The 14,225-nt window shown below is 50.7% G+C and carries 11 protein-coding genes; 8 read left to right on the top strand and 3 right to left on the bottom strand.

The features are described 5' to 3' along the window. Positions 1 to 47: 47 nt before the first annotated feature. The gene (locus tag IMY23_RS02955) at positions 48 to 2,459 is read right to left on the bottom strand and encodes a thiamine pyrophosphate-dependent enzyme (RefSeq protein ID WP_192820661.1); all 2,412 of its coding nucleotides are present in this window, start codon (positions 2,457 to 2,459) and stop codon (positions 48 to 50) included. Positions 2,460 to 2,646: 187 nt separating this feature from the next. On the opposite strand from IMY23_RS02955, the gene IMY23_RS02950 reads away from it, so the two are divergent. From IMY23_RS02950 to IMY23_RS02940, 3 genes are all read left to right on the top strand, one after another. Continuing rightward, the gene (locus IMY23_RS02950) at positions 2,647 to 3,432 is read left to right on the top strand and encodes a DUF1573 domain-containing protein (protein ID WP_192820660.1); all 786 of its coding nucleotides are present in this window, start codon (positions 2,647 to 2,649) and stop codon (positions 3,430 to 3,432) included. A 216-nt stretch (positions 3,433 to 3,648) separates the two neighbouring features. Then, complete coding sequence (gene ald, locus IMY23_RS02945) at positions 3,649 to 4,764, top strand: alanine dehydrogenase (protein ID WP_192820659.1); 1,116 nt, start codon at positions 3,649 to 3,651, stop codon at positions 4,762 to 4,764. 259 nt (positions 4,765 to 5,023) lie between these two features. After that, positions 5,024 to 6,919, top strand: a complete 1,896-nt coding sequence (locus IMY23_RS02940; RefSeq protein ID WP_192820658.1) for an LTA synthase family protein — start codon at positions 5,024 to 5,026, stop codon at positions 6,917 to 6,919. Between the two features lie 10 nt (positions 6,920 to 6,929). Here the strand turns inward: IMY23_RS02940 and IMY23_RS02935 are convergent, their stop codons facing one another. Continuing rightward, positions 6,930 to 7,376, bottom strand: coding sequence for a type I restriction enzyme HsdR N-terminal domain-containing protein (locus IMY23_RS02935; protein WP_192820657.1), 447 nt, complete (start codon positions 7,374 to 7,376; stop codon positions 6,930 to 6,932). Positions 7,377 to 7,450: 74 nt separating this feature from the next. Between IMY23_RS02935 and IMY23_RS02930 the strand changes: the two genes are divergently transcribed. Together IMY23_RS02930 and IMY23_RS02925 are read left to right on the top strand one after the other, a co-directional pair. Then, positions 7,451 to 8,221, top strand: coding sequence for an AMP nucleosidase (locus IMY23_RS02930; protein ID WP_192820656.1), 771 nt, complete (start codon positions 7,451 to 7,453; stop codon positions 8,219 to 8,221). Next, the gene (locus tag IMY23_RS02925; protein WP_192820655.1) at positions 8,214 to 9,869 is read left to right on the top strand and encodes an amidohydrolase; all 1,656 of its coding nucleotides are present in this window, start codon (positions 8,214 to 8,216) and stop codon (positions 9,867 to 9,869) included. The genes IMY23_RS02930 and IMY23_RS02925 overlap by 8 nt, the downstream gene beginning before the upstream one ends. Before the next feature lie 272 nt (positions 9,870 to 10,141). On the opposite strand, the gene IMY23_RS02920 is transcribed toward IMY23_RS02925, so the two are convergent. Continuing rightward, complete coding sequence (locus IMY23_RS02920) at positions 10,142 to 11,455, bottom strand: MFS transporter (RefSeq protein WP_192820654.1); 1,314 nt, start codon at positions 11,453 to 11,455, stop codon at positions 10,142 to 10,144. A gap of 149 nt (positions 11,456 to 11,604) precedes the next feature. Here IMY23_RS02920 and IMY23_RS02915 point away from each other — a divergent pair, with 149 nt between their 5' ends. From IMY23_RS02915 to IMY23_RS02905, 3 genes are read left to right on the top strand one after another with little or no spacing between them, the layout of a single operon-like run. Beyond that, complete coding sequence (locus IMY23_RS02915) at positions 11,605 to 12,216, top strand: RNA polymerase sigma-70 factor (RefSeq protein ID WP_192820653.1); 612 nt, start codon at positions 11,605 to 11,607, stop codon at positions 12,214 to 12,216. 56 nt (positions 12,217 to 12,272) lie between these two features. Next, a complete protein-coding gene (locus IMY23_RS02910) occupies positions 12,273 to 13,325 on the top strand; it encodes a FecR family protein (protein ID WP_192820652.1) in 1,053 nt (350 codons plus the stop codon). Positions 13,326 to 13,350: 25 nt separating this feature from the next. Continuing rightward, entirely contained in the window at positions 13,351 to 14,085 is a 735-nt protein-coding gene (locus IMY23_RS02905) for a head GIN domain-containing protein (protein ID WP_192820651.1), read from the top strand. The last annotated feature ends 140 nt before the right edge of the window (positions 14,086 to 14,225 follow it).

Below are 14,225 nucleotides of genomic sequence, written 5' to 3'. Positions count from 1 at the left end.
GGCCCCTGGCATTGGGACCGCGCTCTTTCCGTTTTAGGCCTCATTTCCTAAAACAAGCCCGGAAACGCCTCTGGGTCAGCTTCCTGCATGGTAGCATACACCAATTCAAAAATATCTTCCGCGTTAGGTTTAGAGAAATAATCGCCGTCTGTGGAATAGGAAGGCCGGTGGTCATGCGCCGACAAAGCCATGGGTTTGGAGTCTAAATAACGCCAGGCTTCCTGGTCATCCAGCACACGCTGCATCATGAAACCGGTGGTGGCACCCGTAACGTCCTCATCGGTGAAGAGCACGCGGTTGGTTTTTCTAAGGGAATCAGCAATGGTGTGGTCTATGTCAAAAGGCAACAACGTCTGCACGTCAATCACTTCGGCAGATATGCCCACGGTTTGCAGTTGCTCGGCGGCATCCATTACAATGCGGCACATGGAACCGTAGGTCACAATGGTGATATCGGTTCCTTTGCGCAATACTTCGGGCTGACCCAGCGGTACGGTGAACTCGCCAATGTTAGCCGGCATTTTCTCTTTCAGGCGGTAACCATTCAGACATTCCACTACCAACGCGGGCTCATCTGATTTCAACAGCAAGTTGTAGAAACCGGCGGCCTGGGTCATGTTACGAGGCACCAGCACATGCATGCCACGCAAACTGTGCAGAATCATGCCCATGGGCGAACCCGAATGCCACACGCCTTCCAACCTGTGTCCGCGCGTTCTAATGATCACCGGGGCCTTCTGCCCGCCTTTGGTGCGGTACTGCAAACTGGCCAGGTCATCACTCAGAATCTGGATAGCATAGAGCAGGTAATCTAAGTATTGAATCTCAGCAATTGGCCGCAAGCCACGCAATGCCGCGCCAATGCCCTGCCCCACAATAGTACATTCCCTGATGCCGGTGTCAGTGACGCGCAGTTCGCCGTATTTGTCCTGGAGTCCGGCAAACGCCTGGTTCACATCGCCAATCTTGCCCACATCTTCGCCAATGGCGAACAGGCGCGGCTCACGGGCCAGGGCGGCGTCAAAGCAGGCTTGCAACACCTCGCGGCCGTCTACCATGGCGCTTTCCTCGGTGAATTCTGGTTTGATTTCCTCAACTAGCAGAGCTGATTCATCTGACTGGCTGTAGAGGTAGGAATTGTAGCGCTCCGCGTTTTCGCCTTGCACGGTTTCCAGCCATTTGACCAGATCACGTTTGGCCATACTGCGTTCATTGCGCACGTAGCGCAGCGCCCGACGAGCCGTTCTAATGGCGTCTGAGCGCAGTGGGTTAATGGTTTTGTGCAGGTTTTCGCGCAGCTGGGCAATCTCGCTGGCATGGGTCTCCACACTGCCAGACAGTTTATCTAACAGCTCCAGGCACTGATTATGGTCCACCATAATGGCCTCAGTAAACGATTTCCAGGCGGCGGCACGGGCTTCGCGCACGGCCTCTTTGGCTTCGTTCTCAATCTGGTTCAGTTCTTCATGTGACGCGTAGTTGTTCTCCAACAACCACTTGCGCATCTGCTTGAGGCAGTCATATTCTTCTTCCCAGTCCAGGCGTTCCCTAGATTTGTAGCGCTCGTGGCTGCCTGACGTGGAGTGGCCTTGTGGTTGGGTGACTTCGTCTACGTGAATTAAAACCGGCACGTGCTGCTCGCGGCAAACCTGGGTGGCCTGGTGGTAGACTTCACAGAGTCCGGCGTAATCCCAACCTTTCACTTTAAAGATTTCGTAGCCCTGCTCTCCGGGAGCGTTGCGCTGGAAACCGGCCAGAATCTCAGAAATACTGCTTTTGGTGGTTTGGTAATGCGCCGGCACAGAAATACCGTAACCATCATCCCACACTGACATAAGCATAGGAATCTGCAACACCCCGGCCGCGTTGATGGCTTCAAAGAACACGCCTTCTGAGGTAGAGGCGTTCCCGATGGTGCCAAAGGCTATCTCGTTTCCGTTGATGGAGAAATCTGTGAATTGGTGCAGGTCTGGGTTCTGGCGGTATAATTTGGAGGCGTAGGCCAACCCCACCAAACGGGGCATCTGGGCGCCGGTGGGCGAAATATCTGCGGTGGAGTTTTTAGCGCTGGTCTGGGGTTTCCATTTGCCTTCATCGTCTAACAGGCGGGTGCCGAAGTGACCGGTCATGCTGCGGCCGGCGGTAGAAGGCTCCTGCTCCACGTCTGTGTGGGCGTAAAGCTGCGCGAAAAACTGCTGCACGGTAAGCTCCCCAATGGCCATCATGAAGGTCTGGTCACGGTAATACCCCGAGCGGTAATCACCGGCCTTGAAGAATTTAGCCATAGCCAGCTGGGCTACTTCCTTGCCATCCCCAAAAATCCCGAACTTCGCCTTCCCCATGAACACTTCCTTGCGGCCGGTCAGGCTGGCCTGGCGGCTTTCACAGGCAATGCGGTAATCCTGCAACATCTCATCTTTGGAAAGGGTAAGCGGGTTGGTCCGTTGAACGGTTTGCATGCGGTTGTATGTAAGGTCAGAATAGGATTTTTAAAGCCAAAACTACGCAGGATTTCCCCCATTTTCAAATGTTGGGAAGCGGCAAAAAAGAATAGTGCACTTTCTTTGTGGCACCACGAACTATTTTTTAGTATTTTTGTTCTGCCCATGAAAGGGACTGTTACTTAGAACGAAAACCTTTACTCCTATGAAAAAAATCTATCTATTATTGGCCTTTGTACTGGTGGTGCTGGCACAAGGTTCTGCCATGGCGCAGGGTGTGCTTAAATTTGAGAAAGACGTGCATGATTTTGGTACGTTGACCCAAGGCGTTCCGGCCACCTATAACTTTAAATTCACCAATACGGGTTCTGCCCCGGTAACCATCACGCACGTGCAACCGGCGTGCGGCTGTACTACGCCAGAGTGGCCCAAAGAAGCCATTCAGCCAGGTCAGTCTGGTGTGATCAAGGCTGGTTACAACAGTGCCAGCGCTGGTGCTTTCAACAAAGCCATGACCGTGAGAATCAGCAACAACGGTCAGGACGAAGAGCAGATGCTGTTCATCAAAGGCACCGTGGTTGACAAAGCCGCCGCCCCTGCTCCTTCTGCCGGTGAGGTAGCTTCTTCGGCTAAAATTACCTTGACTTCTTCTTCCTTTGACTTCGGGAAAGTGGAGAAAGGCCAGAAAGTGACGGCTAAATTTAATTTGAAGAATACCGGGAAGTCTGATTTGAACGTTTCTGGTGTACAGGCTGCCTGTAACTGTGTGGCCTACAAAATGTCACCGGCTGTCGTAAAGCCCGGGCAATCCGCTAAGTTGGAACTAACGTATACACCTCAGGTGTTGCAAAATAAAGTAGAGACCGTGACATTGCTTTCAAACGATGTATCTGGCTCATCTGCCACCCTTACCCTTAAGGCCAACGTGGTGGAATCTCTCGCTAAACAAAGCGATGTAAAGGTTAGCAAGGCCTCCGTGCCTTTCAAATAGTTTTTTCATAGTTTTATTTTGTACTAATGGCAGTAACTTAGTTGCTGCCTTTTTTTATGTTAAGGGTTTTCCGTTTTCGGGCTCATTTTCAGAAATGAGCCCGAAAACGGAAACTTGCCCTCAGATTTTCATTTTAAACTGTGCAACACTTGCATAATAGCGGTTAGGTAAGTGTATATTTGCGCAAATTTTCACCGTCTCTTAAACAAACAGAAAATGATAATTGGTCTTCCGAAGGAGATAAAAAACAACGAGAACCGCGTAGCCATCACCCCGGGCGGCGTGGCTGAGTTTGTAAAAAACGGACACACCGTCTATGTGCAGGCCACGGCCGGCGTGGGCAGTGGTTTCTCAGATGAAGAGTATGTAAGTGCCGGCGCTACCATTCTGCCTTCCATTGAGGAAGTATACAGCATCGCAGAGATGATTGTTAAGGTGAAGGAGCCCATTGAGCAGGAATACAGCCTTATCAAAGAAGGCCAATTATTGTTCACCTATTTCCACTTTGCCTCTTATGAGCCGTTGACCCACGCCATGATTGAGCGCAAAGCCACGTGCCTGGCCTATGAGACCGTGGAGTTGAAAGACCGTTCTTTGCCGTTGCTTATTCCTATGAGCGAAGTAGCAGGCCGCATGGCTCCGCAGGAAGGCGCCAAGTACCTGGAGAAACCTATGAAAGGCCGCGGCATTCTGTTAGGCGGTGTACCAGGCGTTCCACCTGCCAATGTGCTGGTGTTGGGCGGTGGTATTGTAGGAACCCAGGCCGCTAAAATTGCCGCCGGATTTGGTGCCCGCGTCACCATCATGGATATTTCTCTGAAGCGCCTGCGCGAACTGGACGACATCATGCCAGCCAACGTGACCACGGTTATGTCTAACCACTACAACATTAAAGAAGCCATTAAATCGGCTGATTTGATCATTGGCGCGGTATTGATCCCGGGTGCCAAAGCGCCTCACCTGATCACCCGTGACATGTTGAAAGACATGAAACCAGGAACGGTCTTGGTGGACGTGGCCGTGGACCAGGGCGGTTGCATTGAAACCTGCAAGCCTACCACCCATGAGAACCCAACCTTTATCATTGACGATGTGGTGCATTACTGCGTAGCCAACATGCCAGGCGCAGTGCCTTACACCTCTACCTTGGCCTTGACCAACGCCACGTTGCCTTACGCCATCTTGCTGGCCAACAAAGGCTGGAAACAAGCCTGCCTAGAGCGCGACGAGCTGAAACTTGGCTTGAATGTGGTTGACGGAAAAGTGGTGTACCCGGGTGTGGCGCAAGCCTTCAACCTGCCATTGGTAAACGTAGACGAGCTGTTAGCTTAGTATTTTCTAGCATAAATCTTAAAAGGCCTTCTTAACCGAAGGCCTTTTTTTTATGTCCTTTTCCTACGTTGCCTATTCTAGTTTACGTTTTCGGGCTCATTTCTGGAAATGAGCCCGAAAACAGAAACTATTTTTCCTGGATTATCCTTAAAACAATTCAAATACCTGCTCATGCAGTAAATTAGTATCTTTGTCTTCTTTTGCTGCAACCCCTCTCCCAGCACGCTTCTTTTATAACATTTTTTCTACAAAGAGCCGTATGCGGAATAGTAAAGCGGGCAGTACGTTAGCAAAACGAATCCTTCTTTTATTTGGCGTTTATCTTTTTCTGCGGATTCTCTTCCTGCTGAACAACAGCCATTATTTCTCGTCTGCCAACACCTGGCAACTGCTCCGTGCTTTTCTCTGGGGATTCAGGTTTGACGCCGCAGCTTTGGCCACGCTCAACGCGCCTTTCATCTTATTCTCTTTGCTGCCCTTTCAATTTGTGGCCCACCCCAAGTACCAGAAAGCCCTCAAAATCTGGTTTTTTGTGGTGAACGTTCAGTTTCTGTGGCTCAATGTGGCAGATATTGAATACTTCAGCTTTGTTGGCAAACGCACCACCAATGAACTGTTCACCATCACTCATGATATAGCAGACCAGGCCGGCCAATTGCTGCTGAACTACTGGTACCTGTTGTTTTTCTTTGCTTTTCTGGTGGCTCTGCTCTGGAAATTATACCCGAGGTTATCTCCCCAGGCCCCAGTAAGCGTGAAGGGGCAATTGATTCTGCTCCTCATCATGGCTCCTTTGACGTTAATTGGCATCAGGGGCGGCATTCAGTACAAACCGTTACGCCCGTCAGAGGCCTTTAACCAGGATCCTGCCATTCTGGGAAACCTCACGCTGAACAGTTCCTACACCTTCATCAGGAGTCTCAGTTCCAAGAAACTAACACCTTCCGCTTATTTTAAATCTGAGGTAGCACTTCGGCAGGCGCTGGGGTTTGACGCCCTGCACTACAGCCAACCGCCGGGAGCGCCTATTTATGACAACGTGGTGCTGTTGGTGCTGGAGAGTTTTTCCTCTGAATACACGGGCATTGAGAACCCCAACCACCAAGGCTACACGCCTTTCTTTGACTCTTTGGCCACAGAAGGCCAGTTGTTCCGGGACCATTACGCCAACGGCCGACGGTCTATTGAGGCGCTCCCTTCCATTTTGTCGGGGTTGCCGTCTTTGCTGGAGGAACCGTTCATTAATTCGGCGTACCAGTTTGACAAACTGATTGGGATTGGGTCTCTGGTGCGGGACTATGGCTACACCACTTCTTTTTTTCATGGGGGCAACAACGGCACCATGAACTTTGATACTTTTAGCAAGATAGCCGGCTTTGGCTTTTATAATGGCCTGAACGAATATCCGGAAGATTTGAAACCGTTTGACTATGACGGCGAGTGGGGGATTTTTGACGAGCCTTACCTACAGTATTTTGCAAGGGTGCTGGGCAAGCAGAAAGAGCCGTTCCTGTCAACCGTGTTTACCTTGAGCGCGCATCACCCGTACACCATCCCCCAGGAGCACAAGGGAAATTTCCCGAAAGGCCCGTTGGAAATCCATGAAACCATTGGGTACACAGACTATGCGCTTCGGCAGTTTTTTCAGTACGCCAAAACGCAGCCCTGGTATAAGCGCACCTTGTTCATTATCACGGCAGATCACACGCAGCTCACGCATGACAAGGATTTCAATAACCTGCTGGGCAATTTCAAGGTGCCGTTGCTGTTCTTTCGACCCGGCAGACCTTTGCCGCCTTACAATCCGCACCGCATCACCCAGCACGCTGACATTCCTGCCTCGGTGGCCGATGTTCTGAACTTACCTTCTACCCAGATCCTTCCGTTCAGTAGGTCTGTCTGGGATAAAACCACACCGGGCCGGGCTGTGCTGTACAACAACCAAAGCCATTACCTGGTAAAACAGGTGGGAGTGGCCCAGATGCGGCAGGATCAGGTAAAAGTGTTTCCGTATGAGATTCATTATTTACGGAAACAACCCTTGCACAATCCGGCGCTTGCCCAAAAGTTAGGCGGTGAATTGAAGGCCTTGCTGCAGTATTACCAGACTGGTTTGCAGACTAACCAACTCTATTATTGGCAAGAGAAAAAGTAGCGGGTTTGGTTTAGCTTCCAAATGCAGGAAGCTGCTCCAAAGGCGTGAGCGCGGATGAATTGGAGTTTACCTGCCAACAGAAGTGCTGCTTGCCGTTGCTCACCATCAGGTAAGGCGCCTTGACGGTTTTGTTGTAAATGACCGCCTGTTGCACCGTGGCCGCCGTGATGGGCACTTCGGGCGCTTTGCATTCCACCAAGATAAAAGGAGTCCCCTCAGAGGTAAACAGACAGATATCGGTGCGTTTTTGTAGGGTGTTGTAGCGGGTGCCTCGTTCTACCCCCATTAAGGTGTAAGGATACCCCAAATGCCGGTGCAGGTAGTGCAACACGTGTTGCCGTACCCACTCCTCAGGCGTGAGCCGAACATATTTTCGCCGCACCAGGTCAAGAATGAATGTTTTCCCCTCAGTTTCCCTAATTTTGTAAGGAAAGGCTGGCAAAGAAAGCTGTTCCATCTGCTAAAGGTACGCTGGTTTGGCTTAAATTCCGTTTTTGGCCTCCCTTTCTGAAATGAGTCTTAAAGTAAACTATGAAAACAAAAAAAGAGATTGTTGAAAACTGGCTTCCGCGCTACACGGGTAGGCCCTTGAACGAATTTGGGGAATACATTCTGCTCACCAACTTCATCAACTACGTGGTCATGTTCGCTGACCAGTTTGGGGTGGAGATCAAAGGCACCGATAAACCCATGCAGACGGCCACGGCCCAGAACATCACCATCATCAACTTCGGGATGGGGAGTGCCATGGCGGCCACGGTAATGGACTTGCTTTCGGCGGTGAAGCCTAAAGCGGCCTTGTTCCTGGGCAAATGCGGTGGTTTGAAAAAGTCAAAACTGGGGGATTTGATTCTTCCAATTGCGGCCATCAGAGGCGAAGGAACTTCAGATGATTACCTTCCGCCTGAAATTCCGGCGCTTCCCTCCTTCCGTCTGCAGCGCGCGGTGTCTTCCATGATCAAGAAACATGAGATGGATTACTGGACCGGCACGGTGTACACCACCAACCGCCGCGTGTGGGAGCATGACGAAGATTTCAAGGAATACCTGCTTTCCATCAGGGCCCTGGGCGTGGACATGGAAACCGCCACTATTTTTGTAGTGGGTTTCATGAATGACATTCCGCATGGCGCCTTACTGTTGGTGTCTGACAACCCCATGACCCCAGACGGCGTGAAAACCGCTGAAAGTGACTTGCGCATTACCGCAGATTACGTGACCAAACACCTTCAGATTGGCATAGACTCTTTGCTGGAACTGCGTGACTCTGGTGAATCTGTGAAGCACTTGCGCTATGACTAAGTTCATGATAAAATGGGGGGCTGCTGCTTTTTTAGGAGCGGCCCTTCTTTCTTCCTGTAGCCAAGGCGAAAAAGCGGATTTATTGGTGTACAATGCCAATGTGTACACCGTAAATGGCACCTTTGAGAAAGCCCAGGCCTTTGCGGTGAGAGACGGCAAGATTCTGGAAGTGGGTACCTCAGAGAGCCTGCAGCAGAAATATGATGCCAGCCAAAAAGTAGACGCCCAGGGCAAACCGGTGTATCCCGGCCTGATAGATGCGCACGGACACTTCTTCGGGTATGCCTCTAACCTGCGCGAAGCTGATTTAGTGGGCACCACTTCTTTTTCAGACGTAGTGCAGCGCCTGCAAGCTCAGCGGAAAGAATTCCCCCAGGCAGCCTGGCTGATGGGTCGGGGCTGGGATCAGAATGACTGGAATGTCAAGCAGTTCCCTACCAAAGACACCCTGGATAAATTATTCCCAGACGTGCCGGTCATTATTGAGCGCGTAGACGGTCATGCCTCCCTGGCGAACCAGAAAGCCCTGGACCTGGCCGGAGTCACTGCCCAGACGCCTAGCCCAACCGGTGGCAAGATTGAAGTGAAAAACGGGAAACTGACAGGCATTTTGGTAGACAGGGCATCTGATTTAGTGTACCAGAAAGTGCCGGGTGCCACCAATGCAGAACTAACCCAAGTACTGAAAGAAGCCGAACAAAATCTGTTTTCCGTTGGCCTTACCACGGTGGTTGATGCCGGACTCAGCTTTGAGGCGGTCCAATTACTGGATTCCCTGCAGAAGAAAGGCGAACTGAAAATGCGCGTGTACGCCATGCTTACGCCATCAGTGAAAAACAAAGACCATTACTTCAAAAACGGACCTTACACCACAGACCGACTGACGGTGCGGTCGTTTAAGGTGTATGGAGACGGTGCCTTGGGTTCCCGCGGGGCCTGCCTGATCCATCCGTATGCTGACCGCCCCAATGAAACGGGTTTTCTGCTAGACGAAGTGCAGAATTACAAAGACCTGGCCGCGGAGTTGTACCAGCACAAGTTCCAGATGAACACCCACGCTATCGGGGATTCTGCCAACCGCTTGATTTTACAGATTTACGGCAACTTGTTGAAAGGCAAGAATGACCTACGCTGGCGCATTGAGCACGCGCAAGTGGTAAACCCTAAAGATCTGCCGTTGTTTGGCCAATACAGCGTGTTGCCCTCTGTGCAGCCAACGCACGCCACCTCAGACATGTACTGGGCCGGTGACCGCCTGGGCATGGACAGAATCAAACACGCCTACGCGTTCAAAGCGCTCATGCAGCAAAACAACATGATTCCGTTGGGCTCAGATTTCCCGGTTGAGCATATTAATCCGTTGTATGGTTTCCATTCAGCGGTGGCGCGGCAAGATGCCAAGAACTATCCGGCGGGTGGTTTCCAGATGGACAACGCCTTGACCCGCGAGGAAGCCTTGAAAGGCACCACCATCTGGGCCGCCTACGCCAATTTTGAGGAAAAGCAGAAAGGCAGCATTGAAGCCGGCAAGGTGGCTGACTTCGTGATTCTGGACCAGGACATCATGACCATCAAGCCAGATGCCATCCGGAATGTGAAAGTGCTCAGCACCTACCTGAACGGCGAAAAAGTGTACGGCACCAAATAGCGTTTTCGGGCTCATTTCTGAAAACGAAGCCAAAAACGAGCGGCTCCCAAAGTTTGGGAGCCGCTCGTTTTTTTATGCCTACCTGTTGGTTGTAAATTTGATAATCCCCAAGCTTAGTTAAGTATCTGGAAATTTAGGGTTTCCGTTTTCGGGCTCATTTCCAGAAATGAGCCCGAAAACGGAAATAGGCAGAAAATCCTTCAGCTTACATTTATCATCAAAGCGACTCTTTTACTAAAACAATATAACTACTTATTTTATAACCACTTAAATTAAACTACCACTGCATCCGTGGCTTCTAGTTTTTTAGTTTTAATAGTCAGCAACACAATCAAGCCAATCACAAAGAATACCAGCAAGGTCAGAATGCTGTTGCGCATAGACCCGAAGATTTGCTCAGTGATCCCGAAGGCAAGGGTACCCAAGGCCAGGCCCACTTTGTCACTGATGTCATAAAAACTGAAGAACGAGGCGTGGTCTTTGGTCTCTGGCAAAAGCTTGCTGTACGTGGACCGTGACAAGGCCTGAATTCCGCCCATCACCGCGCCCACCACAAAGGCCAGCATGTAGTATTCGTTGCCGGTGGTCACAAAATAAGCGCCAATGGTCACGCCAATCCAGACCAGCACCGCCCAGGCAATGGCTTTGGTGTTCCCTATTTTACCAGACAGCCAGGCAAAGAAATATGCTCCCGCAATGGCCACGGCTTGTATAATCAACAGCACAGTAATCAAGGCATTGTCTGGTAAATTCAATTCCTTAGACCCGAACAAGGAGGCCACATACATCACAGTCTGCACGCCCATGTTGTAGAAGAAAAAAGCAATCAAAAAGCGCTTGAGCATGGGCAACGTCTTCAGTTGTTTCACCACCAGCCCTAGTTCTTTGAACCCGTTGAGCAGGTAACTTCCGGTGCGCTTCTGGTGGTTGGGGTTGCTGGGCAGGTAGGCAAACGAATACTGCGAGAAACCAAACCACCAGAGCCCGGTCATCAAAAATGAGATGCGGGCGGGTAAACTGCTGTCTTCAATGCCCACCAATTCGGGGTACAACACCAGCGCCAGGGAGATGATGAGCAGAATCATGCTGCCAATGTAACCCAGCGAAAAGCCGCGGGCGCTGAGTTTGTCAAATCTGTCTTCAGTGGCAATCTCTGGCAAATAGGAGTTGTAGAACACTATACTGCCGCTGTAGCCAATGGCCGCCACCATGAACAAAAGAATGGAGACTGACAAGGTCTGCTTGGTGAAGAAAAACAGACCCATACAGGCAAAAGAACCCATGTAGCAGAAAAAACGCATGAATGACTTTTTGTTTCCGCCGTAGTCGGCAATGGCGGTGAGGATGGGGCTCAGGAACGCAATGGTCAGGAACGCGCCGGTGAGGGCGTAGCTATAAAGCACAGAGGCCGAGATGTTGTACCCGAAGAAATCCACCATGTCGCCCTGCGGACTTTTGGTGAGCGCCACAAAATAGATGGGGAAAATGGCGGTGGTGATGACCAGCGAGTACACAGAATTGGCCCAATCATAGAAACACCAGGCCCTCAGCACTTTGGGGTCGTTTTTCAAAGAGTCGTTCGTCATAAAAATTTATTGGCTTCTAAAAGGGAAAATTTGTGTTCTATTTAAGCAAATTCTGCAGATAACAGGCTATTAGGCACTGGTTTTTAGCAAAAAAAGTAGGAACAGCCGCACGTTCTTTTATCTTTGCATAACACTTAACCCTTGTGCACATGAGTGCATCTTTACCACTATCAGACCAGGACCTGCACGCGCTGCTCAAAACCAATGAGGCACGGTTCATGGAAGCGCTCTTCAAACAGTATTACACCCTGCTGTGCCGAACGGCCGTGCGCTTCACCAAAGACACGGAGGCCGCCGAAGATTTAGTGCAGGAAGTTTTCTGCAAAATCTGGCAAAACCGTGAGGTGCTGGACATCAGTTCTTCCTACAAAGGCTACTTGGTGCGGTCCGTCACCAACCAAGCCCTCAATTACCTGGAGAAGCAGAAACGCCTGGTGCTCACCGAAGATTCTTCTCCGTTTGAGAACACGTATTCGGCCAACACCACCATGGAGTTGCTGGAAGGTTCAGAGATGGAATCTAAGATCCAGCATGCCCTGGAGGCCCTCCCGCCCCAATGCCGCCTTATTTTTGAGATGAGCCGGTTTGAGGAAATGAGCTACAAAGAAATTGCCGACTCCCTGACCCTGTCCCCCAAAACCGTGGAGAACCAAATGGGCAAAGCCCTCAAAATCCTTCGGCACAAGCTTTTACCCGTAGCCATAATCGCCTTGCTATCAGGGCATTTAGAGGCGGTTGGCAAAATTTTAACATTACTTTAACAAATAATTTAAGTAGGCGTGGGGGTAAGTACCGCTACGCCTGTCATATAGGCAACATGACACAGACAACAACCGTGACTCACCACGAAAGCCCAGAATGGGTGCTGATGGCCAAAGCTCTTCGCGGAGAACTGTCAGCCCTGGAAGAGCAGGACTTTTCTGCCTGGCTGGCGGCCGACGAACAGAACGCCCAGTTCTGGGCCGACGCGCTTGAAACCTGGGACGAGTTGGGTTCTGAGCCTAGCTTCTCCTTCTCCCCTGATGTTGACATGGCCTGGGAGAAAGTTAGCCGCCAATTGAAGTTTGATGCCCCTGTTATTCCCCTTAACGCCTTTGTAGACATTCCGGAGGCAGTTGTTGAAAGAACAAATACTTATACCTGGAAATCTACCTTTAAATATGCCGCCGCCGCCGTGGTAGCCGCTGGTCTTTCCTGGGTAGGTTATACCAACCTGAATACCGCAGATGACTGGACCCAGGTAGCCACCGTAGCCGGCCAACGCAAAGTGGTGTACCTCCCAGACAGCAGCCAGGTAACCCTTAACAGCAGTACTACCTTAAAATACCAAACCGCCTTCAATGGCCCGGAGCGCAAAGTGGAACTTACCGGTGAAGCTTTCTTTGACGTCCGTAAAAACCCAGAACAGCCTTTTGTGGTGGAAAGCGGTGATGCCAAAACCCAAGTATTGGGTACCTCTTTCAATGTTTCAGCGCTTGCTAACCAGGAAGTGAAAGTAGCAGTGCGCACGGGCAAGGTTTCGTTGGCTTCCCGCACCAGCCAGGCGCAGGTGCTCCTGACCCCTGGCCTGACAGGCACTCTGGCCCAAGGCAAAGTAACTAAGGAAACCTCCGCCCAGGAAGGTGTCTCGGCGTGGCGCACCCTTTCTTTTGAAGGGGAAACCATGCAGGAAGTCTCTGAGCAGCTCAGCGCCTACTTCAACATTAACCTGGAGCTGGCAGATCTGAACCTGAAGAAATGCACCTTCACCGGTACGTTTGACAACCCTAACTTACGCGACGTTTTAAATGTGTTGGCCGCTTCTGCAGATGTTAAAATCACGCAGACAGACGCGCAGCATTACAAAATGAGTGGCGCCGGCTGCCGCTAGGCCCCGGCTGCCACTTTTTAATTTTATGAGTATCCCGCGTTTTTCTTTTTTCTATTTGGCCTGTGGGTTGTTGGCCCTGCTTGCGTCCTGTGATATTTTAGGCTCCAGCCCTTGTCTGAAAGGCTCAGGCGGCCAAAAAAAGGAAAGACGTGACCTGACCACTTTCACTTCGGTGGACATGCGCATACCGGGTACCGTCAACATCACCTCTGGCTCCCAGCAAGAAGTGAGCATTGAAACTTTCGGCAACATTCATCCAGAGATTAAAACCGAGGTAGTGGGAAGCACCTTGGTGATTCGGGCTGAGAACTGCCTGGAGTATTTCAATGAGGAAGCGACCATCAGCATCACCATGCCTGCCTTGGCCTCCGTGGACTTGAAAGGCTCAGGTGATATCAATGTAGACACAGAAGCCCTTACGCCAGCCTTACAAGTAAATGTATCGGGCAGCGGACGGCTCACCTTCCGGGGCACGGCGCAGAAGCTGCACGTCTCCCATTCCGGCTCCGGCGATGTCTTTTTGTGGGGCTATGCCAAAATTCTCACCAGTCAACATTCGGGCTCTGGCAAAATCAAAGGCTTTACGCTCCTGGCAGATTCGGTGAATTCCACCCTCACCGGTTCTGGCTTCCAGCAGCTTTGGGTGAATTCTTATTTAGAGGTGGATATCTCTGGTTCAGGGAATATATTATACAGGGGCACCCCCACTACCACGTTAAGCACTTACACTGGTTCCGGGAGGCTTATCAACAATAATTAACGCATTGACAATTACCTATATACATTATCTAACTCAATCCTTTACTCTACCAACTACATTTAAAATTCGCCCTATAAAATCTGGTTTAAGCTTCATTTGGAAAATAGAGGCCAAAAACGGAAAATCTTGCACAGCTACAG

This window comes from Rufibacter sp. LB8 (assembly GCF_014876185.1).
In the GTDB taxonomy this organism is placed as follows: Bacteria; Bacteroidota; Bacteroidia; order Cytophagales; family Hymenobacteraceae; genus Nibribacter.
This window is presented reverse-complemented; position numbering and strand designations above follow the sequence as displayed.